Raw genomic sequence first — 25530 nt, 5'->3', positions numbered from 1 at the left:
GTGCGTATTCCTTATGGATGAACGAAGAAATCCCTTGCCGCTTTCAGTGCAGACACATCAAAAGCGCGCAAGAAGGGCATCCCCCCATATTGCATGGGGGGAGGTTTGGACACACTACGAATAGATCAATAAATCAGAAGAAACCCAGGGCGTTCGGGCTGTAGCTGACCAGCAGGCACTTGGTTTGCTGGTAGTTGTTGAGGGCCATCTTGTGCGTTTCTCGACCAATGCCGGATTGTTTGTAGCCACCAAAAGCCGCATGGGCCGGATACAGGTGATAGCAGTTGGTCCACACGCGACCCGCCTCAATGCCACGGCCTACACGATAGGCACGTGAGCCGTCGCGGCTCCAGACGCCCGCTCCCAGACCAAACTCGGTGTCATTGGCAATGGCGATGGCTTCTTCCTCGTCCTTGAAGGTGGTCACAGCGGCCACCGGTCCGAAGATTTCTTCCTGGAAGGTACGCATGTTGTTTTTGCCCAGCAGCATGGTGGGGCTGATATAAAAACCGTCGTCCAGGCCCTGACCCAAACGATTGCGTTCCCCGCCGATCAGGCGTTGCGCGCCCTCTTCGCGGCCCAGATCAATGTAACCGAGGATGCGCTCCATTTGCTTCTCCGACACCTGGGCGCCGACCATCGTTCCAGCATGCAACGGATTGCCTGCCTGAATGCGTTTGACGCGTTCTACAGCGCGCTCAATGAATCGCTCATAAATGGATTCCTGAATCAGAATACGCGATGGGCAGGTGCAAATCTCGCCCTGGTTCAAGGCAAACATGCTCAGGCCTTCCAGAGCCTTATCCAGGAAAGCATCATCGCTTTGCATCACATCTTCAAAGAAGATGTTGGGGCTCTTGCCGCCCAGCTCGACCGTAGCGGGAATCAGGCGATCGGCAGCAGCGTGCAGGATTTCTCGGCCAACGGGTGTGGAGCCGGTGAAGGCGATTTTGGCGATGCGCTTGGAGTTGGCCAAGGCATGGCCTGCTTCTTTACCGTAGCCGGTGACCACGTTGAGCACGCCGGCAGGCAGAAGGTCACCGATGATTTCCATCAGCAACAAGATGGAAGCAGGTGTTTGCTCGGCAGGCTTGAGCACGATGGGACAACCAGCCGCCAAGGCGGGCGCCAACTTCCAGGCCGCCATCAGCAAGGGGAAGTTCCAGGGGATGATCTGCCCGACCACACCGATTGGCTCGTGGAAGTGATAGGCGACCGTGGTGCTGTCCACGTCCGAGATGCTGCCTTCCTGGGCACGCAGGCAACCGGCAAAGTAACGGAAGTGATCGACGGCCAGGGGCAAGTCAGCAGCGCGGGTTTCACGAATGGGTTTGCCATTGTCGATGGTTTCTGCCACCGCCAGACGCTCCAGATTTTGCTCGATACGGTCGGCAATGCGCAGCAAAACGGCAGAGCGCTCGGCAGGCGCCGTGTTCGCCCACTGATGGCGCACCTTGTGAGCGGCATCCAGCGCCAGTTCGATGTCCGCCGCACCGGAACGGGCCACCTGGCAAAAGACCTGCCCGGTCACGGGCGAGACATTATCGAAATATTCGCCCTCGACAGGCGGTACCCAACGGCCACCGATGTAGTTGTCATAGCGGGATTTGAACGGGAATTCCAGATCCAGGCCCATGGATTTGAGATCGGACAGATTCATGATGTCTCCTTTATTAGTTAGTGTGGTGTCACCGAAGGCGCACCGTAGAAAAAGGCAAGGTTCTCCTTTGTCTTGTTTTTACTAAAGCAAATAGCGTGCCAAGCTAATTAGCGATTGTCCCGACTCGCTCCTGGGCCTGCCCCCCTCCATAATGGAACGACCTCCAGTCGCAGGCTGCGACACCGACTGTCGCAAAACGCGAACACTGTCGCAGACTGCAACACCCCCCCTCGGAGCACCTTCATGACTTTTCGACACACGTTTTGCCCGCAGACCAACGAAACCATGTGGCGACAGTCCTGGGAGCGCTGTCAGACCATGCAGTCCGAGTTAAGCGCAGAACCGCGGGACATGAGCCAAGGCGCACTGCGACAGTTGCTGGAACAGCAGCATCACCTGTTGCATCACTCTGCCGCCGCCGTACAGGATCTGGCCGCACTGGTACGCCCACATCGCAGTCTGGTCTTGCTGTGTGATGCGCAAGGCACCGTGCTGCAGCAAGCCGGTGACCCGAACTTCCTGCGACGGGCCGAACAGGTTGCCTTGCGGGCTGGAGTCAGCTGGGCAGAAAATCATCGGGGCACCAATGCCATTGGCACCGCTTTGTTTTGCGCACAACCCATCAAGATTCACGGCAGCCAGCACTATCTGCCTGACAACCGGATTTTGAGTTGCCATGCTGCGCCGATCTACGATCCTTACGGGCAGATTATCGGCGTGCTCGATATTTCCGGGCCGGCGGAGCTGGAGCATCACTATGCGCTGGATCTGGCCCAGCTCTACGCCCGCCAGATCAACCGGCAGATGCTGGAGTCACTTTGCTCACCTGCCCGTCGTCTGCTACATCTGCATACCGACCCCGGACTGCTCAATAGCGCGTTTAGCGGACGGCTGGTTCTGGAGGACGACATTATTGTGGCCGCTGATGAGCTTGCCGCCCGTATGTTGCGTCAGCACTGGCAGGAACTGCCGGGGCAGGATCTGCAGTCCGTGCTGGAACGAGCGAAAAACACCAGCGAGGCGCTCACCCTGCATCTGAGCTCTACCACCAAACCCGCTCCGCCAGCCCGCCCCGTCCCCACTCAGGCTGAAACAGCGGAAACCCAGCCCCTGTCCCCGCAACAGGAGCAGGCGTTGGCGCCTGCCTTGCGAGCCATGCAAATGGGTTTGTCCATCCTGCTGAGCGGCCCCAGCGGTTCCGGTAAAGAGCGGATGGCTCGTGAGCTGCACCGTCGCCATCCCTCACGCGGCGGCCCTTTTGTGGCGATCAACTGTGCTGCCCTGCCCGAAACCCTGATTGAGGCCGAACTATTTGGCTATGAGGCCGGGGCGTTTACCGGCGCCCGCCGTCAGGGCTACGCCGGTAAACTGCGTCAGGCGCATGGCGGGGTGCTGTTTCTGGATGAAATTGGCGATATGCCTGTGGGTTTGCAAAGTCGTTTGCTACGTGTGTTGCAAGAACGTGAAGTGCAAGCCTTGGGATCGGAGCGTACTCACCGTTTGGACTTCCAGTTGATCAGTGCCAGTCACCAGCCCCTGGAAAAACTGGTGCGCGAGGGGCGTTTTCGCGCGGACCTGTATTTCCGGCTGCAGGATTACATTTGCACCGTCCCCAGCCTGAAAGAGCGTCCCGACCTGGGCGACTATATTTCCAGGGAGCTGGTCGCCCTGTCACACGGTCAAGTGGCACCGCAACTGCACCCCGATGCCTTGAAAAAGCTGCAGGACTACGATTGGCCGGGCAATTATCGCCAGTTGCGATCGGTGCTGCTGCAAATCATGGTGCAAGACTATCCGGGGCGTGTCTGGCGGATACAAGACCTGCCTGCTTTGCCGTGCCTGAATGCGGAATCGCCCGCCCCCCAGGAACCGGCATTTGCCGCAACAGCAGACCGCAGCAGAAGCAGAGCCACTGCCCAGTCTGCGGCTCCCACACCAAAAACACTACGAGAGCAGGAGTACGCCGCCGTTCAGCAGGCCTTAAAACAGCATCAGGGAAATATATCGAAGGCGGCACGCGCCTTGGGTCTGCATCGCAGCACCCTGCACCGCCGTTTGAAAATGATGTCATCCTTCTTTACTGCAGACGATCATCGTCCAGAAAGTCCGGAATCGGCATGGCAATAATGCCATCGTCAGCCAAGTCCTGGTATTCCTGCACCGTGGCCTGACCGCGTATGGCACGCGGTTCGATATCGCCCTCATGCATGCGGCGCGCCTCCCGCGCAAACTGGGTGCCCACATTGTCCGACTTGCGGATTACCGAGCGCAATTCCTGCAAGATCTGGCCCTGAATCGCCCGCATTTGTTCTTCAGTGGGCATGGCCGACGGCAAGGGTGCGGGAACCGGCGCACTGGCGCTTTCCTGGGCCCCGACATTGATACGAGGAGCCGACAGCTTACGTTTGACCTCGTGGCTATCACAGACGGGACAGCACAGCAGGCCACGACCGAGCTGCTCATCGTAACTTTCGCGTGAGCTAAACCAACCCTCGAACACATGGCCGTGTTCGCACTCAAGATCAAAAACCTTCAAACTCATGATGTGTGTATCAATGGGCGGACAGACCGCCATATTGTGACATAGAAGTGCAGACTGATTGATACCGATCCCGCACAGAATAGCGCTTAACGGGGAACGGCGGCCAATAAGCGCTGAGTCAACGCTTGCTGGGGATGGAACAACACCTGCTGCGCGCTGCCCTGTTCCACAATATGTCCTTTGGCCATGATAGCAATGCGGTCGGCCAAATACTCCACGACCCCGAAATTATGGGTGATGAACAAGTACGCCAGGCCCAGCTCCAGCTGCAACTCTCGCATCAAGTCCAGAATCTGCGCCTGCACAGACACATCCAGGGCCGAGGTCGGTTCATCGCAAATCAGAACTGCGGGCTCCACCGCCAAGGCCCGCGCAATCGCGATGCGCTGGCGTTGGCCGCCGGAAAACTCATGCGCGTAACGCTCCAGGGCATTCTTGGGCAGACCTACCTGATCCACTAACGTTTCAATGCGTTGACGACGCGCCTTGGCGTCCAGGTCGGGACGCAAAGCAGTCAGGCCCTCCAAAAGAATATCGCCCACCATCATGCGTGGGTCCAGAGAGCCATAGGGGTCCTGAAAGATAATCTGCAAGCGCGAGCGCAACTGTCGCAACGCCTTGCCTTTCACTCGCAGTACGTCTTGCTCCTGCAGATAGACTTGACCACTGATCTGGGCCTGCCGATCCAGCAAACGCATCAAGGTACGCGCCACAGTGCTCTTGCCGCAGCCCGATTCGCCCACCAGAGCCAGCGTCTCACCCTTGTGCAGTTGCAGGCTCAGGCCCTTGACCACAGGAATGGAAGGCGAGCGTCGCCACCAGGAACCGGCTTGTTTGTACGACACAGACAGGTCCTGAATGTCCAGGACCCGCTCTTTGTCACCTTTATGGGTAGCGACGGCTTCAATCGGCGCCGCCGCACGAGACAAGGGCCGACCACGCTTTTCAAATGTGGGGATGGCGCCCAGCAACTCTCGGGCGTAAGGGTGAGTCGGGCGCAGAAAGAACTGGCTGGCCAGGCCTGACTCCACAATTTGCCCATGCCGCATCAAGGCCACATAATCGGCATACTGTTTCACCAGCAGCAAGTCGTGGGTGATCAGCAAGATGGCCAGTCCCATCTCTTTCTGTATATCCGCCAGCAGCTGCAAAATCTGCGCCTGAACCGTCACATCCAATGCAGTGGTCGGCTCATCGGCCACCAGCAAATCGGGTTCTGCCGCCAGGGCAATCGCAATCATGATGCGCTGTTTTTGCCCGCCGGAGAACTGGAACGGAAAGTCGTCGTAACGCTGGGCTGCAGCGGGGATGCCGACGCGCTCCAGCCACTTGATGGCACTTGCCCGCTCCTGCCCGGCGGGCACCACTGCATGACGTCGGATGACTTCGCTGATCTGACGGCCAATGGACATGACCGGATTCAAACTGGTGGATGGCTCTTGAAAGATCACGCTGACGCGCTTGCCACGTACATCCTGCATGCGTTGCTCGGGCAAAAGCGGCAGCTCCAGTCCGTCCAGCGCAATTTGCCCGGACTGCATCCAGGCCGCTTCTGGCAAAAGACGCAGAATCGCCATGGCAGTCATGCTCTTGCCGCAGCCCGACTCGCCCACCAAGGCAAAGGTTTCGCCCCGCTGAACGGCCAACGACAAATTGCGCACCACACTTTGCACACCGGCATCGGACTGCACGCGCAGCTCCAGATCTTCAATCCTGAGTACGGCAGGAGCGTCAGAAGACTTCCCGGTCGCGAGGTTTTCAGTCTGACTCATGCCTTGGCTCCCCCTGCTGGGCGCACCCGCAACGTCTTGAAACGACGGGTCCGAGGGTCAAAAGCCGTTTGCACCGCATCGGCAAAAATATTCGCGGACAGAACCAGCCCCAGCATCATCACAAAGGCCCCAGCCAGACCCCACCAGATAATCGGATCGCGGGACAACTCGCTACGGGCAGCATCAATCATGCGGCCAAAGGACGGCATGCTGGGGTCCACGCCAATACCCAGATAGGACAGCACGGCCTCATACAGCACCAGACCGGAGAACTCCAGAATCAAGGTAATGAGCACAATATGCATGACGTTGGGCAAGAGGTGGCGGAACATGATGCGAAAGTGACCGACACCGAACGCCTGGGCCGCCTGAACATAATCCAGCTCACGCAGTTTCAACACCTCGGCACGCAGCAAGCGGCAAAGACCGGCCCAGCCTGTCAGCCCCAGAATCAGACAGAGCATGAACAAACGCAAATCCGCGCGGGCCGCCACGGTGTCAAAGCTCTCGGGATGGGTGTCGATATAGACCTGCATCATCAGCACGCAGGCGGCAATCAACAGCACCCCCGGTATGGACGTCAAGGTGGTGTAAATATATTGAATGACATCGTCCACCCAGCCCCGGAAGTAACCGGCCGCCAAGCCCAGAATAATGGCCGGCGGCAACATGGCAAAGGTGGTCAGGGTACCAATCACCAATGCAGTGCGCACACTTTTCAGGGCTTGCCAGATAATGTCATTGCCCGTGCGGTCCGTGCCCAGCACATAATAGTTTGTGCTCAGACTCCAGACCAGACAAAGCACGATGACCAGCAGACAGGCACTGAACCAGATCAACCGCCAGTTAACCAGACCCTGACCCTGCCACCAGTAACGCCAGGCAGCGCCCCAACCCGTCGCCATGGACTGCCTGCGCCCCCATACGGTCAACAAAACGGCCAGCAGCACACAGCCCAGCGCCCCCCACGCCAAACCTGTTGCCCCCAGCTGGAGCATATCGCGCCGGTGCTCGGCGGGCGTGTCCACCCCCACTCCAGCATTGACCAGCCGCGGAAAATCCCGCACGGGTTTGCCGTCAATCAGCATGCTCTCCTTGGTCAGCTGGAAGCGAGCCAAAGGAGCGGAATAGGTTTTCTCCACCTTTGCCAAACCGGCTTTGTTAAGGATATCGTCCAGCGCCGAGCGCGCGACAGGCGCGTAGCTAGGTGCACTGACTTCCTGTCCGGGGGCGGCAGGCAACAGTGGCCGATAGTGAATCGAGTCCAGCAAACCCACCAGCAGGAAAAAAACGAGGAAAACCGCGGCACACATGGCCGAGGGCGTACGGGCCACACTGGCCCAGGCCGACCGCAAAGCCGGGCGTTTGAACACTCGCCAGGTATAGACTGCCATCGCCAGGAACAGCGCCAGCACAAAGGTATCGGTCCAGAGAAAGACGAACTGTGGCATGGCGGGCTCAACTGAAACGAATGCGGGGGTCAACCAGGGTGTAGGAGATATCAGCCAGAATCAAACCGGCGATATACAGCATCGATCCTAAAAACACCATGGCACGCACAATGGAGAAGTCCTGGGCATTGATGGCATCAATGGTGAAGCTGCCCAGACCCGGAATACCAAAAAAAGACTCGGAAATCAGACTGCCCATGAACAGCAAGGGCAAGGCAGAGACCGTGCCCGTCAGGATAGGCAACAGTGCGTTGGGCAAAACGTGACGAAACAGAACCGTCGAGTCAGTCAAACCCTTGGAACGTGCCGTACGCACATAATCGCGGCTGGCCTCTTCCAAAAACAGACTGCGGTAAAAGCGCGACTCCGCCCCGACGCGCGACAAAATGCCCACCAGCACCGGCAAGACCAGAAAGCGCCAGTTATCCAATCCATCCACCCAGCCGGAAAATGGCACCCAGCGCAATACGCGTGCAAACAACCACTGCCCGGCAATAATGTAGAACAGGCCCGAAATGGACATCAACACCACGCATAGCACGACGGCAGAAAAGTCCAGCCGGGACCCACGAAAAAACACCATCAGCAAGGCGATGCTGATGCACACCCACAAACCCAGAAAGAAGGTGGGTAGGGCCAGCGCCAGACTGGGCCCCATGCGCTGCTTGATCTGATAGGCAATATCCTGCCCCTGATCGGACAGACCAAAATCCAGACGCAGCAAGGGAACAGATCGCTCATAAAAGATGGTGTCGGTAAAAGCCTGGGCCCCCTGGGCCTGCGCGTTATAGAACAGGGGCTTGTCATAGCCGCGCTCAGCTTTCCAGTTATCAATGGCCGTCTGGCTGACACGCTGCCCGCCGATGGATAAACGCGCCATGTCGTCGGGCGTGTTGACGGCAAAAAACAGCACAAAGGTCAGCAGGTTGACCCCGATCAGAATCAGTACGCCATACAGAATGCGCCGCACGATGTAGGAAAACATCAATCTTTCTCCTGACGCAAAGCCACATGGCGGCGTCGCGCCCGCGCCTGCGAACGCACCGCCCATACGAGCACCACCAGCAGCACACCCAGCGGGATGGCGGGCCACCATACAGGCGGATTCCACCAATCGATACGCTCAACACGCTGTTGTGGGTCGATACGGTAATACTGCAGACTGTCGCGCACCATCAAGGACGGCTTGGCATTGCGCACCCAGCTTTGATAGGCGCCACCCGCATTGGGGACGTAGCCAAACATCCAGGGGGCGTCGTGCTGCACCAGACGAATCATCTCCTGCACCACGGCGTCCTTTTCCGGGCCATCATTCAAAAAACGCATCTGTTCATACAGGCGGTCGAACTCGGCACTTTGATAATTGGCGGCATTCTCGCCCCCAAAATCCTTCTTGGCCTGAGGTCCGTACAGCAAGGTAAAGAAATTCTCCGCATCCGGGTAATCTGCAACCCAGCCCCAGAGGAACATCTGGGCGGCGCCGCGCTTCATCTTGTCCTGAAAGCGGTTGTAATCCGTGGCGCGTACCTCCAGCTGCAAGCCCACCTGAGCCAGCTGGCGGCGCATCCAATCCACCGTGGCGTCCGAGCCCATGCCCGCCATGGAGTCGTAATACAGAATCAAGGGCTTGCCCGTGCGGCTGTCGCGTCCGTCAGGATAACCGGCCTGCCGCAACAGCTCGCGCGCCTCATCCAGACTGCGTCGCTTCACCACGCCGTCATCCTTGGTGTAGACATAGGGGTTGGCGCCTTGCGGCAAAGGCTGATAGCCCGGAACCCCAGGCGGCAAGGGGCCATGTCCAGCCTGCCCTTGGTCATTCATGAAGATCGATACGTACTGCTCCCAGTCGAACACCATGCTGATGGCCAGACGCAGCTTGCGGTTTCTCTCGAACTGCTCCGGCGTATCGCCCTGCCCGACCACCGGGTCGTGCCAGTTAAAACCCATGTAAAACAATTGTGCTTCGGGGGCCGTTCGCAGTTGCAGGCCGCGCTCCTGATACAAATTGGCTTTCTCGACCGAGTCCTGAGCGGCAACCGTCATGGCTACCCCGTACTCACCCCGCTCCACTTGCGGAATGTCGTAATAGCCCTGCAGAAACTTGCCCATCAGGGGCACACCCTCTTTCTCCAGAGAAAACACCACCTTGTCCAGAAAAGGCATGGACTTGCCGCAATCGTCCAGCAGCCCGGCCGCCTGATCGCCCGGCTCACCGACACAAGGGTAGGGTTCGCCCCGGTAATTCGGGTTGCGGCTCAGAACATGACGACGATTGGTCAAGGACTCGGTCAACATGAAGGGCCCCGTACCCACGGGCCAACTGTCCAGCGTCAGATTGTGCTGCGCCATGCCTGGCTGGCTATAAAAACGCTCGGCCTCCCAGGCCATCGGGGCCGTAAATGTCATGGCCAACCAGTATTTGAACTGCGGATACTTGCCATTGACCTCGATGCGCAACGTGTGTTTGTCCAGCGCCCGTACTCCTGACAGCGTATAAGGTCGCAAATCCAGCCATTGCGGGCGCGGCTCCTGTTTGTCGACACGGGCCAGCTCCTGGCTAAACTCCTTAAAGCCCCGGATATGCTCGGCCATCACGCCCAAAACGGGCGAGGCCAGCCGCGGGCTGGCCAAACGCTTGAAGGCATAGACGTAATCGTGAGCAGTCAGCTCGCGCGAACCCGTATGGTCAAAGTCAGCAATACTGTACGCCCCGCTCAGGTCCGGAGCCCGCATGGGGTAGTAGCGATAGTCACCCTGCTCATCCAGCGCAAACGCCGGATGAGGCTGGAAAGCAATGCCTTTCTTAATGGGAATGTCGTAACGGCTGATAGCCACCTGCTCCCCCGGCGCATCTGCAGGCAGTTGATTACCCTGTGCGTCCAGGTAGACCGGTTCTACCAACGCTTGCGCCACTTTAGGTATCAGGCGGTAGGGACGGTCCAGATAGTGATAGCCGTACAGGGGCTCGTAAATGGAATAGGTAAACGGCGTCTCGTCCCCGGAATAGGACAAAGCAGGGTCCAGATGATTAGGCGAGCGGGTCGTAAACGCACTGTACAGCGTGTTCTGGGCTGCACTGCCTTCGTGATAAGGACTATTGACCGGCTTGGAGCAGGCCGCCAAGGCGACGCATATCACGGCCAGCCCAATCTGACGCAGAGAACTTAGCATTGCCCTTGCTGCCAACAGTCATAGCGCCATTTCCATGGCGGAACAGGATTGGGTTCAGACCAGATGCCGACACGGGCCTGCTGGGCTTCACGCTCCAACTCTGCGATACGTGGATCACGCAAAAAACGGCCGCCTTTTTCACGATTGGCCATGGCCATTCCCGCCCGTACCAGTTTCTGGTTAGCCGTTTCCCCCCCTGCCAGCGGTACATCACAAACGGCACGACCGTGACGGTCCCGTTCATGGCATGACAAGGTCAGATGTTGACCGGAGACCAGATCCGACAGAAAACGCCGCGAGGCCTCGGCAAAAGGCTGGCCAGGACGACGGCTGTCCTTGGTCGTCTCGGGCGCATCAATACTGGCCAGACGCACTCGCTCCTGCTTTCTGTTGCCAGACAGAATCGTCAGTGTATCTCCATCGGCCACGCGCACCACTCGTCCAGTCAGCTCAAACCCTTGCGCCTGAACCGGCCCGGTCCATGCCGTCATCAAGGCGGTCAGGCCTGCGCAAACAGCGGCTCGCCGCGTCAAAGAAGAAAAGCCGGACAGCGGAAACACGATCATGATACGGACAACACTCCAGGCGGATTGCAGAAACCAAGCCAACAAATTATAGATACTGCGCACCGCCTGTCCAGAGCATTGTCCCTAGGCGGCCCGCCTGCATCGGGCTCCCTACCGACGAGGCCAGGCACGCTGCAAATACCAGGAGGCCTGCTCGACGCCCTCCAGGCCGAACACGGTTGCAGGGTCCTGTTGTACTCGATGAGCCACAAACAGATCCGCCACAGCATCGGGGGCCACCTGCCGCATCAGGCAGGCCTGATACAAAACAGCCAACTTCTGCACCCAGACACGGCCCCCAGCCTGAGAAACCGTATTCAATAAATCCTGGGCCGCCTGCCTCAGTTCCGCGTCATCCCCCGTACGGACATGCAAATCGGCCTGCAAGGCCTCCCCTACGCCCTCCTGACTCAAGGCGCGCTGCACATCCAGGCACATCACATTACCAGAGCCTTCCCAAATCGAATTGACAGGGGCTTCCCGTAGCAGGCGCGGCATCGGTCCTTCCTCGATATAGCCGTTGCCCCCCCAGGTTTCCATGGCTTCGGCACACAGAGCGATAGCCCGACGGCACACCCAGAACTTGGCCGCTGGAGCCAGGACACGCAGTACCGCCTGCGACACTGGGTCATCGATCCGCTCCTGCAAGTCCACCAGAAACAAGGCCAGATGAGTGGCAGCTTCGCTTTCCAGACTCATATCCAGCAAAACGGCCTGCATCAGGGGCTGATCGATTAATGCTTTGCCAAAAGAGCGTCGATGCTGACAATAATGCAAAGACTGCACCAAGGCCTGCCGCATCAGGGCGGCGCTGCCCAACACGCAATCAATACGGGTACGGGCCGCCATTGCCGCCAGCAAGGCAATGCCTCGACCTGCCTGACCCACCCGCCAGGCCAGCGCGCCGTCAAGATCAATCTCCGCACTGGCGTTGGAACGATTGCCCAGCTTGTCCTTGAGCCGGCGTATATAGCGCCGGTTCAGCCCATATTCGGTATAGCGCGGCATCAGGAAGCAGGAAAACTGCTCGTGCTCACGAGCCAGCACCAGATGTCCGTCCGCCTGTGGCACGGAAAAAAACCATTTGTGCCCGTACAGACGAAATGCCTGGGAGTCGGGGTGCGCCTCGGTGATGCAGGTGCGCAGATCAGAGCCGCCCTGCATTTCCGTCATCCCCATGCCCACAAGCACACTGCTTTTTTGCATGAACCATTGCGCCGAGGGATCATAATGATTAAGGCGCAACCTGGCGGCCCAGTCCTGAAACGGTTCAGTCTGCAACAAAGGGGCGGCCGCCCGCGTCATGGTCAAAGGACACAAGGTACCCGCCTCGATCTGACCCTGCATGTAAAAACCCATCGCACGCTGCAGATGGTGTCCGGCCCGAGCCTCAGACGGCCAGATGTGCAGTCCCTGCTCCATACCCAGTTGCATCAGATGATGCCAGGCAGGATGAAAGTCCACCTGGTCCACGCGCTGGCCCTGGGCGGACCAGCCACGCCATTGCGGTGGCTGACGGTTGGCCAGGGCACCCTGCTCGCGCCAATGGGCGCAACCGAGCGTGCGCCCATATTCCGCCAGCGCCTGCCGGGCGTCCTCAGACGCCAGCATCGCTTGCCAATACTGTAGGGCCGGATCTTCGCCAAACAGATCATCATCCATCAAATCCGGCACTTGATTCTGTAACTGCTGCTCCAGACCCATCACGCCTCCTTGATACCGGCCCTCTCGCTCCCTGATTCAGACTAGAGCCATTTGGCCTTCTTGAATTTCCAGTACAAGAATCCGCAGACACTGCCCATCAAACCCAAGGCATAGGGATAACCCAGTGTCCACTCCAGTTCCGGCATGAGCTTGAAGTTCATGCCGTAAATCCCCGCAACTGCAGTCGGTACAGCCAGAATGGCCGCCCAGGCCGCCAGCTTTCGGGTGGTGTCGGTTTGCTGCATCTGTCCGATCATCAAACTGCCTTCAAAGGCAAAAGCCAGCGCTTGTCGCTGGCTATTGATGAACTCGGCCGTACGGGCAATACGGTCCGACACCTCGCCAAAATAAGCCCGGCTTTCCGCATCGACATACTCAAGTTCAATGCGTGACAAGCGGCGCGTCAGTTCGGCCAGGGGCGACACCGCCGTATGGACTCGCAGCAGATCACGCCGCAAACGATAAATCCGCCGCACATCATTTTCCTTGAAGCCGCGAATCAGAAATTGCTGCTCGATCGCCTCGACCGCCTTCTCAGTCTGCTCCAGGGAAGTCTGGTACTGATCCACAATCAGATCCAGCAGTTCTGAGGCGACAAAATCACTGCCCCGTGCCAGCAAGGCAGGGGTACTTTCCAGGCGGGCACGCAACTGCAGATAACTGCTGTTGGAACCTCGCCGCACCGTCAGCAACAGGCCGTGGGCGATCAGAATCTGCGTCGTGCCCAGCAAGGGACGCAAATCTTTCAGACCCAAGGTGACCGCCACCACAATCAGACAATTGCTAAACTCCAGCAGCTTGGGACGGCGATGGGGAGCGATCAGTTCCTCGACCGCATTGTCCGGCAGGCCCAGTTGAACCCCCAGTTCGCGCAAAATCGCCTCGCTGGGATCTTTCAAGCCAATCCAGATAAAGCCATCCTTCAGGGGATCGTGGGCAGGCAAATGATGAATATCCAAAGCCAGGGCAGGCTGGCCAGACTGATAGCGATACGCGGCCACCACCATATCCTGCACATCAGGCGTGACCGGAGCTATTTCTTGCATGCTGCCTCCTTGCAGACAAAGCCAATTTTTTTGTTCGATAATAGCACTGGCCTGCCTACGCGCCGCGACGGTGGCCACTAGCAAGGATCAATATGAAATCACGAACCATTCTATGCCTGGGGGCCTTGATAATGGCGGTAGGCGTCGGTCTGGGCGCCTTTGGCGCCCACGCCCTGCGCGCCATGGTGGACGCCTCCGCCCTGGCGACCTGGCAAACGGCTGTCCTGTATCAATTGCTGCATGGACTGGGCCTGTTGCTGATCGCCGCCTTGGGTAACCGGCTTCATCCCGCCTGGCAATCTCGCAGCGCCGTCCTGATGCTGGTCGGCGTCCTGATCTTCAGTGGAAGCCTGTACATTCTGGTGCTGAGCGGTGTGAAGTGGCTGGGGGCCATTACCCCGATAGGCGGGGTTGCGATGATTCTGGCCTGGCTTTGTCTGGCTTTTGCCGCCGTGCGCGGCCAGGATGCCTGACCCGGGACACTGGCCTTCGTATAATGGGGCGCATAGTCTGCCTAACAGGAGCGCCCCGTGTCCGATCCCGCTTTGTCCTTACGCGAGTTTACCCGCCAACTTCCCAAGGCCGAACTGCACCTTCATATTGAAGGCACCCTGGAACCAGACTTGATCTTCAAGCTGGCCCAGCGCAACCAGATCACCTTGCCCTACCCCGACCAGGCCAGCCTGCAGGCTGCCTATCAGTTCACTGATCTGCAGTCCTTTCTGGATCTGTACTATGCCGGGGCCGGTGTCCTGATTCACGAACAGGACTTCTTTGACATGAGCTGGGCCTACTTTTTACGCGCCCAGGCCGATGGCATTGTCCACACCGAAATCATGTTTGACCCGCAGACACATACGGCCCGCGGCGTTGCCATGGAAACCGTATTCGCAGGCATTGCGCGGGCGGCACGCCAAGCCAGATCCGAACTGGGTATCAGCAGCTATCTGATCCTGAGCTTTCTGCGTCACCTCAGCGAGGCGGACGCCTTTGAGACCTTGAAAGCGGCCCTGCCCTTGCGCGAACAGTATGCAGATCTGTGGGTCGCCATTGGTCTGGACTCCTCAGAGAAAGGCAACCCACCCGCCAAATTCGAGAAAGCCTATGCTCATTGCCGTGAACTGGGCTTTCGCCTAGTTGCTCATGCCGGCGAGGAAGGCCCGGCCAGCTATGTGCGCGATGCGCTGCAGCTTCTGAACGTGGAACGCATCGACCATGGTGTGCGCAGCCAGGATGATCCGGCCTTGATGCAGTACCTGATCGATCACGCCATTCCCTTGACGGTCTGCCCTCTGTCCAACATCAAGCTCAAGGTGTTTGATAGTCTTGACCAACACAACCTGAAGCATTTGCTTGATCGCGGCTTGAATGTATGCGTGAACTCGGACGACCCGGCCTATTTCGGGGGCTACCTGCTGGATAACTATATGCAGACCGCCCAAGCCCTGGGCTTACAGGAAGCGGACTTGCGCACGCTGGCGGCCAATAGTCTGCGCGCCTCCTTTTTGCCCAAGGAAAAGCAGCAGTTCTGGTTGAACAAGCTGGAGTCTATTCCCGGCCATGGCTAAGCCTTCCCTGTATCTGCCGCGGGCGTTTTTTGCCCGCGACCCACGTTACGTCGCCCTGGAGTTGTTAGGCAAAACACTAGTGCTGAATGACGAACGCGGCCAACGCTGCGCCACCATTGTGGAAACCGAGGCCTATCTCGGCCCCCAGGACCAGGCCGCCCACAGCCGGCGAGGTATCACCGATCGCACCCGACTGATGTTTGGCCCGGCCGGCTATGCCTACATTTATCTGATCTACGGCCTGCATCACTGCATGAATATCGTCAGTGGCGTGGAAGGAGACGGCACGGCGGTGCTGCTGCGAGCCGCCCAATGGGCCTCTCCCCTGGAAGGGCCTTCCCTGTCCGGGCCGGGACGGCTGTGCAAAGGGCTGGATATCGACAAGGCCTATAACGGTGCCGATGCCTGCTCCCCCACCTTGCATCTGCTGGACGCTCCCGCTCTGGCGCCCGAGCAGATCCACATCGGCCCGCGCATCGGCGTGGACTATGCAGGCGACTGGGCCACGGCCCCGCTGCGCTACGCCATCGCACAGCACCCGCAGGTCTCGGTCAAACCGGGTAAAACCGCTGCAAAACGCAGCACAAAGGGCCTTAAACGCCCCGTCTAGAACAGGTATTATTAGTCCTTCAAGCTCTGAATGCTTCCCAGCTGCTTTAAAGGATTTCTCATGCGACTCTCCGTACTCCTTAGCGTCCTTCCCGCCGTTTTTCTGGTCGCCTGCACGGCCACGGGCAATAGCGCCCAAAGCGGTTCAAGTTCGTCGTTGCGCAACACCTCGGGGGGGCTGTGCGATGCCGACTCCCTGAGCCCGGCCGGACAAACAGCCAGCCAAAGCCAGATTGAACGTCTTGTCAAACAGGCCGGTGCCTCGCAAGCCCGCATTCTGGCTCCGGATCGTATGTACACCACCGACTACGACCCTACTCGCCTGAACATCCGGGTCGATGAGCAAAACCACATTTTGTCGGTCTACTGCGGCTAAGCCCCATGACTCACGAGCAAAGCCAACACCTGCTGAACACGCTGTTCGCGCCCTGGGTGCAAGCCTTGAAGCTGCGCGTGGAAAAGGTGCAGGAGGACGGCGTAGTGCTGCGCCTGCCCTTTTCAGAACAATTGACCCATGTCGCGGGGGTGGTGTGCGGTCAGGTTTATATGGCGGCAGCCGATACCGCGATGGTGCTGGCCATCAGCCAAAGCCTGGGCGAATTCCGTCCCATGACCACCGTTTCACTGAACACCAGTTTTGTGCGCCCGGTTGCCCAAGGCGATGTCCTGGTCCATGCCCAGGTTCTGAAACGAGGCAAGAGCATGGTCTTTGGCGACATCAAGCTGTTTGATGAACAGGACCGCCTGGCCGCCCACGCCACCACCACCTACGCCCTGTTGCCAGGTTGAGCGCGGCCGAGCAGACAACAAGACAGACTCTGACACAAAACAAATAGCCTGGCGGTTTGTCATAGCAGGGCAGGCCCGACTATCATCGTCATAGCATGCTCGCCCCCGGCCTTGTCCAGGGGCCGCTGCCCCGTCCGATTCCTTGTTGATCGCTTTTCTGGAGACATTCAAATGGCAAAAGTCCTGGTTCTCTATTACTCCGCCTACGGCCACATTGAGAAAATGGCCCAAGCGGTGGCTGAAGGTGCGCAAAGCGCTGGTGCGACGGTGGATATCAAACGTGTCCCCGAACTGGTCCCGGAAGCGGTGGCCCAGAAAGCGAATTTCAAGCTGGATCAGGCCGCTCCGGTTGCCTCGATTGCCGACCTGGAAAACTATGACGCCATTATTGTGGGCACCGGCACCCGATTTGGGCGTATCAGTTCACAAATGGCCAGTTTTCTGGACCAGGCCGGTGGCCTGTGGGCACGCGGCGCCCTCAATGGCAAGGTAGGTGGCGCCTTTACGTCCACTGCTACCCAGCACGGCGGGCAGGAGCTCACGCTGCTGTCCATTATTCACAACCTGATGCACTTTGGGATGATTGTGGTGGGCCTGCCCTATAGCTTTGCGGGTCAGACCCTGCTCGATGAGGTAACCGGCGGCAGCCCCTACGGAGCCTCTACCATTGCCGGTGGCGACGGATCGCGCCAACCAAGCCAGAACGAGCTGGACGGTGCCCGCTTCCAGGGCCGTCATATCGCTGAAATTGCCATCAAGCTGAAAGGCTAAAACGGAGGACAAGAATGGGCATGATGATTGAAGGGCAATGGCACAGCAAAGAGCCAGTCAGCCGTACTGAGTCCGATACATTTCAGCGTGCCCAGTCCACCTTCCGGGACTGGATTACGGCCGATGGCGGCCCCGGTCCCCAGGGACAGGCGGCACAGCCCGCTCAGGCCAACCGCTATCACCTGTATGTGTCGCTGGCCTGCCCTTGGGCGCATCGCACCTTGATCATGCGCGAACTGAAAGGACTGCACAAACTGATTTCCGTCTCAGTTGTGAATCCTGTCATGGACGATCAAGGCTGGACGTTTGAGCCGGCTGAAGGTGTGATCGCCGATCCAGTCATGGATGCCCAGTTCCTGCACCAGCTCTACGCCAAGGCTGATCCGAACTTTACCGGCCGCATTACGGTTCCCGTGCTGTGGGACAAGCATCGGGCCACGATCATCAACAATGAGTCCTCCGATATCATGCGTATTTTCAATAACGCATTCGATACCTTGGGGGCACGCAGTCTGGATATGGCTCCGCTCGACTTGCGTACCCAAATCGAGCAGATCAATGGCCATGTCTACGACGCGGTAAACAACGGCGTGTACAAAGCCGGCTTTGCCCGCTCACAGTCTGCCTACAACACTGCCGTGCATGCGCTGTTCCAGAGTCTGGACGGCTTGGAAACCCGACTGGCCCAACAGCGCTATCTGACTGGTACACGGCTCACTGAGGCCGACTGGCGTCTGTTCACTACCTTGATCCGCTTCGATCCGGTCTATGTCGGCCACTTCAAATGTAATCTGCGCCGTTTGATCGACTATCCGAATCTGTGGAACTACATGCTGGAGCTGTACCAGATGCCCGGCATCGCCGATACCGTCAATCTGGATCACATCAAAACCCATTACTACAGCAGTCACCGCCATTTGAACCCGACAGGCATTGTGCCCGCTGGCCCACTCATGGATCTGAACGGGCCCCACGGACGCGGCCATTTACCTGCCCAGCCAGGCCCCTTGCATATTGGTCTTCAGTAACCGGGGCGATCAAAAATATCAGGATTGAGCAAAATAGATCGGTCAACCTGATTAATGTCGGTGCGCCCGCAAAAAGCCATGGACACATCCAGTTCATTGGCCATCAATTTGAGCAAGCGAGCCACGCCGGGCTGACCGGCCGCTCCCAAAGCGTAGAGAAAAGCACGGCCAATCATCGCTCCCTGGGCGCCCAGGGCCCGTGCCCGCAACACATCCTGACCACTGCGAACTCCTCCGTCGACCAGCACCTCGATCTTGTCACCCACCGCCTTGCTGATAGCCGGCAGGCAGGAAATGGAAGAAGGCGCACCATCGAGCTGACGACCGCCGTGATTGGACACGATCAGCGCATCGGCGCCGCTGTCGACTGCATGGCGAGCATCGTCCGCATCCATAATGCCTTTGACAATCAGTTTGCCGCCCCAGGCATTTTTGATCCACTCGATATCTTTCCAGCTCAAGCTCGGGTCAAACTGCTCGGCGGTCCAGGTCGCCAAAGAACGCAAATCCGAAACGCCCTTGGCATGGCCGACAATATTGCCAAAACTGCGGCGATGGGTGCGCAACATGTTGCGACACCAATATGGTTTGGTCGCCAGATTGAGCAGATTGGGCACCGTCAGGCGCGGAGGCGTCGTCAAACCGTTTTTGATGTCTTTGTGACGCTGCCCCAGCACCTGCAAGTCCAGAGTCAGAACCAGCGCCGAGCAATGAGCTGCTTTGGCACGCGCAATCAGGTTTTCAATAAAACTGCGATCACGCATGACGTAGAGCTGAAACCAGAACGGACTACGGGTCGCCTGAGCCACATCCTCGAGCGAGCACACACTCATGGTGGACAGTGTGAAAGGAATACCAAAGTCCCGAGCAGCCAAAGCGGCCAGCATTTCGCCGTCGGCATGCTGCATACCCGTCAGGCCTGTGGGGGCAATAGCCACTGGCATGGCCACGTCCTGCCCCAACAGCGTCGTCCTTATACTGCGATGACCAATATCCACTGCCACACGCTGTCTGAATTTCAGCTTGTGAAAATCCTGCTCATTAGCCTGATACGTCCCTTGCGTCCAAGAGCCAGAGTCGGCGTAGTCATAAAACATCTTGGGCACGCGGCGTTTAGCCACCAGGCGGAAATCTTCAGTGCAGGTAATTTTCGACAGATCCATGACATTCAGCTCCAAAACAATGGCGTAATAATGCGACTTTGTTTCCCTGGGGGCAAGTCATCCCCGACTGGCTGGCTCTTGTTCCGCGTAGACGGGGTCACCCCCCAGAGATGGCTTAGGGCCCTCAGTCGAGCACACCAGTCCTGATAGACGGCTCACTGTTCCTGCTAAAGCACACTCCCCCAAGAGGCTGCTCAATGCCCCCTGACGCGCGAACTACTCGCGATACACGAACAAAACCTTTCTTAACGCAGCTCCCCCAGGGCTGACTGGCTCTTTGTTGAGCTGCGTTGCCTCTCCAGGCCGATCCGACGAGAAGCCACTGCGAGCCGTTTGGCCTCTCCAGCCATCTCATCGCCTTGAAACCAGCCCTTGCCAAGCACGTGCCCAACCGAAAAACGACTATTCATCGAAACTTTATCGAAAAAAAATTCGATATTGTGGTGACAAGTAAAAATAGCCGTGCTATAGTTCTACTTCTTTAGCGGCTGTAGCTCAGTTGGATAGAGTACTTGGCTACGAACCAAGGGGTCGTGGGTTCGAATCCTGCCAGCCGCGCCATATTCAAGAGTGTTCTATATAGAACAGTCTTCAAGACTTCAGTCTTGGCAAGTAAAGCCACAATGAATTTTCATTGTGGCTTTTTTGTTTCTGTCATCAATGACACACTGCGCACGCCCCTTACTCTCAGGTCCTGGCGCTTGCCTCGTATGCATTCTGCCGCTGCGAGCTGCTCGACTGAAAAGCGGACTCACGCCCTGCCTGCCATTCTTCACACTCCAATGCACTTTTCTGCCTGTCCGAAGCAAGTTCCCTTCATGACATCGGGACGTTTTGGACTCATCCGACTCCAGGAAAACTAGTACAAGCGGCCAACTCAGGCACCAATCGTAATGGACTCCCCCTCTTCCTCTGGCCCGCTGCTCAGTCAAGCCGAACCATTTTCGTATTTATTTTAAAAAAAAGAGTATTACAGGCTTGCCAAGCTCGCAAATAGTCTGCTATAGTTTCATTTCTTTGGCGGCTGTAGCTCAGTTGGATAGAGTACTTGGCTACGAACCAAGGGGTCGTGAGTTCGAATCTTGCCAGCCGCGCCATATAAAGAAAAAAGCCACTTCTTCGGAAGTGGCTTTTTTCGTTTGTCTTTCCGCTTTTTTACCCAACCTGACTCTCCCGGTTTCTCTGCTTTTTTCCTGTGATTTGCATGCAGCGGGCAAAGTTAATTGTTTCCACCCATCAGCCTTGTCAGGCAGAAAAGCACAACACTCATCCTCAAGTCCCTGCCCAGGCGTTTATAAACTGAACTTCACAAATGCCACGAACCAGATGTAACAATTGAAACATTCTTTTAATTTCAAAAAATTAGGGTAAAACCTCTCTATTATTGCCAACACGAATTAAAAGAGGGGACATACCATTCCAAGAGCTTATGCCACGGGCTGCGTACAACACGCAGTCACATACGACAGAGAAAATTGAGCCGTCCGGCTTGTACCTGCTGAAACCGATATCCCGGTGCAGCCTGTCGTTGGCACATCTTGGGCTATTCCCATCTTTGAATAGACCCGAAAACAAACAAAGCAGATCTGTTCATTAATCTAAAGAGGAAACCCATGACTCGTCGCATGCTCGCTGCGCTTTTACTGTCCATTCCACTTGCTGCCTGCCAGACCCTACAGGGTGGTGGAACGGGAGGCGAAGACAAGTTCACTGCCGCCTACCTAAAAACACACCTGAAACCAGGCGTCACCACCTCTGAGCAAGTGCGCCAGCTCTACGGCAAACCCGATACCACTCAAGAAGGCCCAAACGGACCATCGATGTGGACCTACTCTCCCCGTAACACCGCAAACGCTGACTTGCTGTCCTCTGCCATGGGTGCCTTCGGACTGGGGGCCGCCAGCAGCCTTACGGGTGCAGCACCGGCGGATTCCTACACGCTGTTCATTCATTTTCAAAACAATAAGGTTTCCGACTACAGCTTATCGCAGATCTAAAAACCGCTTGGTTTAAGACTGGCTATACTCAAAAGCCTGGGCGGGTCAGCCCAGGCTTTTTTACAGCAAGGCAACGAGACTCATCATGACTTCACGCATTTTCCGTTTACTGCCCGCCGGCCTGCTTCTGGCCTGCGGCCTGGCCTTCGCGCAAAACACGCCTCCCTCGACCCAGCTTGCCCAAATGGGTGGTGCCATGCACGCCGCCGCAAAAGTCTGCGGCGACTACTCCGAGGCGCAATTGAAAGAAATGAAGGAAAAGCAACAGCAGTCCATGAAAGAGATGGGCCTGAACGAAGCCGACTTTGAAGCAGCGTTCAATGCAGGTCTGGAACGCGGCAGCAAGGACATGGCCACGATCAGCGAAGCGCAGCGCCAACAAATGTGCGAGCAATTGCGCTCCGGCCCCAAGTTTTAAATTCGCTCTTCCCAACAAGAAAGCGCTCTGGCCCCCCCAAGGAACCAGAGCGCTTTTTTACTGCCAGCGCCAAAACCCCAAAAGGTTTACAACGCTTTGACCATATCTTCGATGGTCTTTTTGGCATCGCCAAACACCATCATGGTCTTGTCCATATAGAACAGCTCGTTATCCAGACCGGCATAACCGGCGGCCATGGACCGCTTGTTCACGATCACGGTTCGGGCCTTGTACGCTTCCAGAATCGGCATGCCCGCAATTGGCGAAGCCGGATCGTTCTTGGCGGCCGGGTTAACCACGTCATTGGCCCCCAGCACCAGCACCACATCGGTCTGCGCAAACTCGCTATTGATGTCGTCCATTTCAAAGACTTGCTCATAAGGCATTTCGGCCTCAGCCAGCAAGACGTTCATATGGCCAGGCATACGACCGGCCACCGGATGAATCGCGTAGCGCACATTCACGCCCTGGCTGGTCAGCTTGTCCGACAACTCTTTCAAGGCGTGTTGAGCACGGGCCACGGCCAAACCGTAACCGGGCACAATCACCACGGACTCGGCATTGCTCATCATGAAAGCGGCATCTTCTGCACTGCCGGATTTCACCGAACGATTGCCCTGATCCGCGCCACCGGCAGCCGCTTCCGGATTGGCACCAAAACCGCCCAGTATCACGTTGAAGAAGGCACGGTTCATGGCCTTGCACATGATGTAGGACAGAATTGCACCGGAAGAACCCACCAGCGAACCGGCAATGATCAGCATGGAGTTGTTCAGGGAGAAACCAATCCCTGCTGCGGCCCAGCCCGAATAGCTGTTCAGCATGGAGACCACCACCGGCATGTCCGCCCCGCCAATCGGGATGATCAACATCACGCCCAGCAGGAAGGACAAGGCCAGCAGCACGCCAAAGGCCCACCAAGCCTGGGTCATCACAAAGATCGCACCGCAGAGCAGGGCCAAGAGCCCGAGCAGCAGGTTCAGCATGTGCTGACCTTTAAAAGTGACGGGCGCCCCTTGGAACAGTCGGAATTTGTATTTGCCCGACAGCTTGCCAAATGCAATCACCGAACCGGAGAAGGTAATGGCACCGACCAGCGCGCCCAAGGCCAGCTCCACACGGTTACCCATGGGCAGCGCCACCTCGGCCGAACCAATCCCGAATGCCACCGGCTCCAGCACCACGGCAATCGCAATGGCGACCGCAGCCAGACCAATCATGCTGTGCATGAAGGCCACCAGCTCCGGCATTTTGGTCATCTCGACACGGCGTGCCATGATGGTGCCGAGCACGCCGCCAATGACCAGACCGATCAGAACCCGCAGCAGGCCAGAAAGCTCTTTGCCTTCAGGAGCCAGGCTGTAAATCAGCACGGCGGTGGTGGCAATGGCCAAGGCCATCCCCACCATGCCGAACAGATTGCCACGACGCGAACTGGCTGGATGCGACAAGCCTTTCAGGGCCTGAATGAAACACACTGAAGCCAGTAAATAGCACAAGGTAACGGTATTCATGGAAATCATGATTGCCCTTCCTTGGGCGTATTTTTAGCGCCCTTCTTTTTAAACATTTCCAACATGCGGCGGGTTACCAGAAAACCACCGAACACGTTAACCGAGGCCAGCGCGGTGGCGATGATGCCCATCACCTGTGCCCAGGTGCTTTCGGTTAGGGCTGCCGCCAGCATACCGCCCACAATGATGATGGCCGAGATGGCGTTGGTCACCGCCATCAAGGGGGTGTGCAAAGCGGGCGTCACTGTCCAGACCACGTGGTAACCCACGTAAATGGCCAGTACAAAGATGATCAGATTAATGACCAGGGGAGAAATAATATCCATGATCTCAGGCTCCCTGCTGTGGAAAGAGTCGTTTACCACCCTGAACCACCCGGCTGGCATTCACAATGTCGTCGTCCGCAGGGATATGCAGCTCGTCAGACTGATCCTTGAGCATCAAGCCCAGAAACTGTTGAATATTGCGGGCATACAAGGCAGACGCATCCGCGGCAACGCGAGCCGGAAAGTTGGTCTCGCCCACCAGGGTCACGCCATGCTTTTCCACAATCCGATCGGCTTCGGTCAAGGCGCAGTTGCCACCGCGTGCCGCAGCCAGGTCAACAATGACCGAACCCGCCCGCATGGACTGCACCACTTCCTCGGCAATCAGGCGCGGGGCGGGACGCCCCGGAATCAAGGCCGTGGTGATGATGACGTCGGCCTGGGCGCAACGTGCCGCCACCACCGCCGCCTGTCGTTGCAACCAGGAAGCAGGCATGGGACGCGCATAGCCGCCTACGCCTTGCGCCGCTTCCCGCTCTTCGTCAGTCTCGTAAGGTACGTCAATGAACTTGCCACCTAGCGACTCAATCTGCTCACGGGCAGCCGGACGCACGTCAGAGGCCTCGACCACCGCCCCCAGACGACGGGCCGTCGCAATCGCCTGCAAACCGGCCACCCCCGCGCCCAGCACCACGACACGGGCTGCTTTGACGGTACCCGCCGCGGTCATCATCATGGGAAAGAATCGGGGATACAAAGTGGCCGCTTTAAGCACTGCGGCATACCCTGCGATATTGGCCTGCGAGGACAGAACGTCCATGCTTTGCGCCCGCGTCGTACGCGGGATCAGCTCCAGGGCAAATGCCTGGCAACCAGAAGCAGCCAGTCCATCCAGACCCTGGCTCTCATAGGGGTCCAGCATACCGACGAGCACATGTTCGGCACGTAGACGGGCCAGATCCACATCGGCTGGCCCTACAAGCAGCAGTACGGTGGCCTGATAGGGATCGCCTATCGTAGCCCCTGCCGCCTCGTAGTCTGCATCCGAGCTGGCAATACCCTGTCCAGCACCCGCCTCGACAATCACATCATGGCCCGCCTTGCGGTAGGCCCTGACGGTATCGGGCGTGGCCGCTACCCTCTTTTCCCCGGTCCCCCGGGGGCTTAGTACACCCAGTCGCATCTTCAATCTCCAGTTAATTAACTAACTTCTACGATCTCTGACGACGTGCAGTACCCGGCTGGGTGAGTCTGCCTCTTTTCAGACGCGACTCAGCAACCACACCGGCCCGATGTGTGCTTCCACACCACACCGGAACACTCTCTATAAATTCGGATGCGCAAGTACAGGCGTCTGACACGCCTGCTTAAACAGGATAGAACGCTATCCTTTTGTTTCCCTCTCCCTCTCCTGCGCGCTGTCAAAAACAGTCATTCTTTTTGGAACTCACTATAAGGGCCTTTATTTGACACAAGAAATCTGCACCCGCACTAG

The 25530-nt window shown here is 57.7% G+C and carries 23 protein-coding genes and 2 tRNA genes; 12 read left to right on the top strand and 13 right to left on the bottom strand.

Going from position 1 to position 25530, the window contains the following annotated elements:
* Window positions 1–133 precede the first annotated feature (133 nt).
* Window positions 134–1660: an acetaldehyde dehydrogenase ExaC gene (gene exaC / locus VF694_RS07180; RefSeq protein ID WP_003802567.1), complete on the bottom strand. Its 1527-nt coding sequence runs from the start codon at window positions 1658–1660 to the stop codon at window positions 134–136.
* A gap of 243 nt (window positions 1661–1903) precedes the next feature.
* On the opposite strand from exaC, the gene VF694_RS07175 reads away from it, so the two are divergent.
* Window positions 1904–3787 carry a sigma-54-dependent Fis family transcriptional regulator gene (locus VF694_RS07175; RefSeq protein WP_440164000.1) on the top strand — a complete coding sequence of 628 codons (1884 nt, stop codon included), beginning with the start codon at window positions 1904–1906 and terminating at the stop codon, window positions 3785–3787.
* Here the strand turns inward: VF694_RS07175 and VF694_RS07170 are convergent.
* From VF694_RS07170 to VF694_RS07135, 8 genes are all read right to left on the bottom strand, one after another.
* Entirely contained in the window at window positions 3738–4202 is a 465-nt protein-coding gene (locus tag VF694_RS07170; RefSeq protein ID WP_039943557.1) for a DUF1178 family protein, read from the bottom strand. The two genes, VF694_RS07175 and VF694_RS07170, sit on opposite strands and share 50 nt — an antisense overlap.
* 86 nt (window positions 4203–4288) lie before the next feature.
* On the bottom strand, window positions 4289–5974 hold the full coding sequence (locus VF694_RS07165) for an ABC transporter ATP-binding protein (RefSeq protein ID WP_440163999.1): 1686 nt from the start codon (window positions 5972–5974) through the stop codon (window positions 4289–4291).
* A complete protein-coding gene (locus VF694_RS07160; RefSeq protein WP_003802579.1) occupies window positions 5971–7425 on the bottom strand; it encodes an ABC transporter permease in 1455 nt (484 codons plus the stop codon). The genes VF694_RS07165 and VF694_RS07160 overlap by 4 nt, the downstream gene beginning before the upstream one ends.
* Window positions 7426–7432: 7 nt before the next feature.
* Entirely contained in the window at window positions 7433–8410 is a 978-nt protein-coding gene (locus tag VF694_RS07155; protein WP_003802581.1) for an ABC transporter permease, read from the bottom strand.
* Window positions 8410–10596, bottom strand: coding sequence for an ABC transporter substrate-binding protein (locus VF694_RS07150; RefSeq protein WP_440163996.1), 2187 nt, complete (start codon window positions 10594–10596; stop codon window positions 8410–8412). The genes VF694_RS07155 and VF694_RS07150 overlap by 1 nt, the downstream gene beginning before the upstream one ends.
* Window positions 10590–11225 carry a thermonuclease family protein gene (locus VF694_RS07145; RefSeq protein WP_003802584.1) on the bottom strand — a complete coding sequence of 212 codons (636 nt, stop codon included), beginning with the start codon at window positions 11223–11225 and terminating at the stop codon, window positions 10590–10592. The genes VF694_RS07150 and VF694_RS07145 overlap by 7 nt, the downstream gene beginning before the upstream one ends.
* Window positions 11226–11273: 48 nt before the next feature.
* Window positions 11274–12866, bottom strand: coding sequence for an acyl-CoA dehydrogenase family protein (locus tag VF694_RS07140; protein ID WP_003802586.1), 1593 nt, complete (start codon window positions 12864–12866; stop codon window positions 11274–11276).
* Between the two features lie 41 nt (window positions 12867–12907).
* Complete coding sequence (locus VF694_RS07135; protein ID WP_440163995.1) at window positions 12908–13912, bottom strand: magnesium and cobalt transport protein CorA; 1005 nt, start codon at window positions 13910–13912, stop codon at window positions 12908–12910.
* A gap of 92 nt (window positions 13913–14004) precedes the next feature.
* On the opposite strand from VF694_RS07135, the gene VF694_RS07130 reads away from it, so the two are divergent.
* The 7 genes from VF694_RS07130 to VF694_RS07100 all read left to right on the top strand — a co-directional run bounded on the left by VF694_RS07130 (window position 14005) and on the right by VF694_RS07100 (window position 18677).
* The gene (locus VF694_RS07130) at window positions 14005–14385 is read left to right on the top strand and encodes a DUF423 domain-containing protein (RefSeq protein WP_039943524.1); all 381 of its coding nucleotides are present in this window, start codon (window positions 14005–14007) and stop codon (window positions 14383–14385) included.
* A 57-nt stretch (window positions 14386–14442) separates the two neighbouring features.
* Window positions 14443–15480, top strand: coding sequence for an adenosine deaminase (locus tag VF694_RS07125; protein ID WP_440163994.1), 1038 nt, complete (start codon window positions 14443–14445; stop codon window positions 15478–15480).
* On the top strand, window positions 15473–16090 hold the full coding sequence (locus tag VF694_RS07120) for a DNA-3-methyladenine glycosylase (RefSeq protein WP_003802594.1): 618 nt from the start codon (window positions 15473–15475) through the stop codon (window positions 16088–16090). Before VF694_RS07125 ends, VF694_RS07120 begins: the two co-directional genes overlap by 8 nt.
* A 60-nt stretch (window positions 16091–16150) precedes the next feature.
* Window positions 16151–16465, top strand: a complete 315-nt coding sequence (locus tag VF694_RS07115; protein ID WP_336579733.1) for an I78 family peptidase inhibitor — start codon at window positions 16151–16153, stop codon at window positions 16463–16465.
* Window positions 16466–16470: 5 nt separating this feature from the next.
* Window positions 16471–16878, top strand: a complete 408-nt coding sequence (locus tag VF694_RS07110; RefSeq protein WP_003802598.1) for a PaaI family thioesterase — start codon at window positions 16471–16473, stop codon at window positions 16876–16878.
* Window positions 16879–17049: 171 nt separating this feature from the next.
* Window positions 17050–17649 carry an NAD(P)H:quinone oxidoreductase gene (gene wrbA, locus VF694_RS07105; protein ID WP_440163993.1) on the top strand — a complete coding sequence of 200 codons (600 nt, stop codon included), beginning with the start codon at window positions 17050–17052 and terminating at the stop codon, window positions 17647–17649.
* 14 nt (window positions 17650–17663) lie between these two features.
* A complete protein-coding gene (locus VF694_RS07100) occupies window positions 17664–18677 on the top strand; it encodes a glutathione S-transferase family protein (protein WP_240209047.1) in 1014 nt (337 codons plus the stop codon).
* Here the strand turns inward: VF694_RS07100 and VF694_RS07095 are convergent.
* Window positions 18671–19840, bottom strand: a complete 1170-nt coding sequence (locus VF694_RS07095; protein ID WP_003802604.1) for an alpha-hydroxy acid oxidase — start codon at window positions 19838–19840, stop codon at window positions 18671–18673. The two genes, VF694_RS07100 and VF694_RS07095, sit on opposite strands and share 7 nt — an antisense overlap.
* Window positions 19841–20324: 484 nt before the next feature.
* Here VF694_RS07095 and VF694_RS07090 point away from each other — a divergent pair.
* The 4 genes from VF694_RS07090 to VF694_RS07075 all read left to right on the top strand — a co-directional run bounded on the left by VF694_RS07090 (window position 20325) and on the right by VF694_RS07075 (window position 22255).
* Window positions 20325–20401 (top strand) — tRNA-Arg (locus tag VF694_RS07090).
* A 459-nt stretch (window positions 20402–20860) separates the two neighbouring features.
* Window positions 20861–20937 (top strand) — tRNA-Arg (locus VF694_RS07085).
* A 516-nt stretch (window positions 20938–21453) separates the two neighbouring features.
* Entirely contained in the window at window positions 21454–21837 is a 384-nt protein-coding gene (locus VF694_RS07080) for a hypothetical protein (RefSeq protein ID WP_003802606.1), read from the top strand.
* Window positions 21838–21922: 85 nt separating this feature from the next.
* Complete coding sequence (locus tag VF694_RS07075; RefSeq protein WP_301606931.1) at window positions 21923–22255, top strand: hypothetical protein; 333 nt, start codon at window positions 21923–21925, stop codon at window positions 22253–22255.
* An 86-nt stretch (window positions 22256–22341) separates the two neighbouring features.
* Here the strand turns inward: VF694_RS07075 and VF694_RS07070 are convergent, their stop codons facing one another.
* The 3 genes from VF694_RS07070 to VF694_RS07060 are packed head-to-tail and all read right to left on the bottom strand — an operon-like array spanning window position 22342 to window position 25218.
* On the bottom strand, window positions 22342–23778 hold the full coding sequence (locus VF694_RS07070) for an NAD(P)(+) transhydrogenase (Re/Si-specific) subunit beta (RefSeq protein ID WP_003802611.1): 1437 nt from the start codon (window positions 23776–23778) through the stop codon (window positions 22342–22344).
* Window positions 23775–24095, bottom strand: a complete 321-nt coding sequence (locus VF694_RS07065) for an NAD(P) transhydrogenase subunit alpha (protein ID WP_003802613.1) — start codon at window positions 24093–24095, stop codon at window positions 23775–23777. The genes VF694_RS07070 and VF694_RS07065 overlap by 4 nt, the downstream gene beginning before the upstream one ends.
* 4 nt (window positions 24096–24099) lie before the next feature.
* The gene (locus VF694_RS07060; protein ID WP_003802615.1) at window positions 24100–25218 is read right to left on the bottom strand and encodes an NAD(P) transhydrogenase subunit alpha; all 1119 of its coding nucleotides are present in this window, start codon (window positions 25216–25218) and stop codon (window positions 24100–24102) included.
* Window positions 25219–25530: the final 312 nt, after the last annotated feature.

The sequence above is a fragment of the Alcaligenes sp. Lyrl_28 genome (assembly GCF_051948705.1).
GTDB lineage: Bacteria > Pseudomonadota > Gammaproteobacteria > Burkholderiales > Burkholderiaceae_B > Alcaligenes > Alcaligenes ammonioxydans.
Note: the sequence above shows the minus strand (reverse complement) of the source record. Positions and strands in the feature narration are given on the sequence as shown.

Coding starts and splice junctions, on each gene's coding strand:
- exaC (WP_003802567.1), bottom strand. CDS start 1,660: ATGAATCTGTCCGATCTCAAATCCATGGGCCTGGATCTGGAATTCCCG.
- VF694_RS07175 (WP_440164000.1), top strand. CDS start 1,904: ATGACTTTTCGACACACGTTTTGCCCGCAGACCAACGAAACCATGTGG.
- VF694_RS07170 (WP_039943557.1), bottom strand. CDS start 4,202: ATGAGTTTGAAGGTTTTTGATCTTGAGTGCGAACACGGCCATGTGTTC.
- VF694_RS07165 (WP_440163999.1), bottom strand. CDS start 5,974: ATGAGTCAGACTGAAAACCTCGCGACCGGGAAGTCTTCTGACGCTCCT.
- VF694_RS07160 (WP_003802579.1), bottom strand. CDS start 7,425: ATGCCACAGTTCGTCTTTCTCTGGACCGATACCTTTGTGCTGGCGCTG.
- VF694_RS07155 (WP_003802581.1), bottom strand. CDS start 8,410: ATGTTTTCCTACATCGTGCGGCGCATTCTGTATGGCGTACTGATTCTG.
- VF694_RS07150 (WP_440163996.1), bottom strand. CDS start 10,596: ATGCTAAGTTCTCTGCGTCAGATTGGGCTGGCCGTGATATGCGTCGCC.
- VF694_RS07140 (WP_003802586.1), bottom strand. CDS start 12,866: ATGGGTCTGGAGCAGCAGTTACAGAATCAAGTGCCGGATTTGATGGAT.
- VF694_RS07135 (WP_440163995.1), bottom strand. CDS start 13,912: ATGCAAGAAATAGCTCCGGTCACGCCTGATGTGCAGGATATGGTGGTG.
- VF694_RS07130 (WP_039943524.1), top strand. CDS start 14,005: ATGAAATCACGAACCATTCTATGCCTGGGGGCCTTGATAATGGCGGTA.
- VF694_RS07120 (WP_003802594.1), top strand. CDS start 15,473: ATGGCTAAGCCTTCCCTGTATCTGCCGCGGGCGTTTTTTGCCCGCGAC.
- VF694_RS07115 (WP_336579733.1), top strand. CDS start 16,151: ATGCGACTCTCCGTACTCCTTAGCGTCCTTCCCGCCGTTTTTCTGGTC.
- VF694_RS07110 (WP_003802598.1), top strand. CDS start 16,471: ATGACTCACGAGCAAAGCCAACACCTGCTGAACACGCTGTTCGCGCCC.
- wrbA (WP_440163993.1), top strand. CDS start 17,050: ATGGCAAAAGTCCTGGTTCTCTATTACTCCGCCTACGGCCACATTGAG.
- VF694_RS07100 (WP_240209047.1), top strand. CDS start 17,664: ATGGGCATGATGATTGAAGGGCAATGGCACAGCAAAGAGCCAGTCAGC.
- VF694_RS07095 (WP_003802604.1), bottom strand. CDS start 19,840: ATGGATCTGTCGAAAATTACCTGCACTGAAGATTTCCGCCTGGTGGCT.
- VF694_RS07080 (WP_003802606.1), top strand. CDS start 21,454: ATGACTCGTCGCATGCTCGCTGCGCTTTTACTGTCCATTCCACTTGCT.
- VF694_RS07075 (WP_301606931.1), top strand. CDS start 21,923: ATGACTTCACGCATTTTCCGTTTACTGCCCGCCGGCCTGCTTCTGGCC.
- VF694_RS07070 (WP_003802611.1), bottom strand. CDS start 23,778: ATGATTTCCATGAATACCGTTACCTTGTGCTATTTACTGGCTTCAGTG.
- VF694_RS07065 (WP_003802613.1), bottom strand. CDS start 24,095: ATGGATATTATTTCTCCCCTGGTCATTAATCTGATCATCTTTGTACTG.
- VF694_RS07060 (WP_003802615.1), bottom strand. CDS start 25,218: ATGCGACTGGGTGTACTAAGCCCCCGGGGGACCGGGGAAAAGAGGGTA.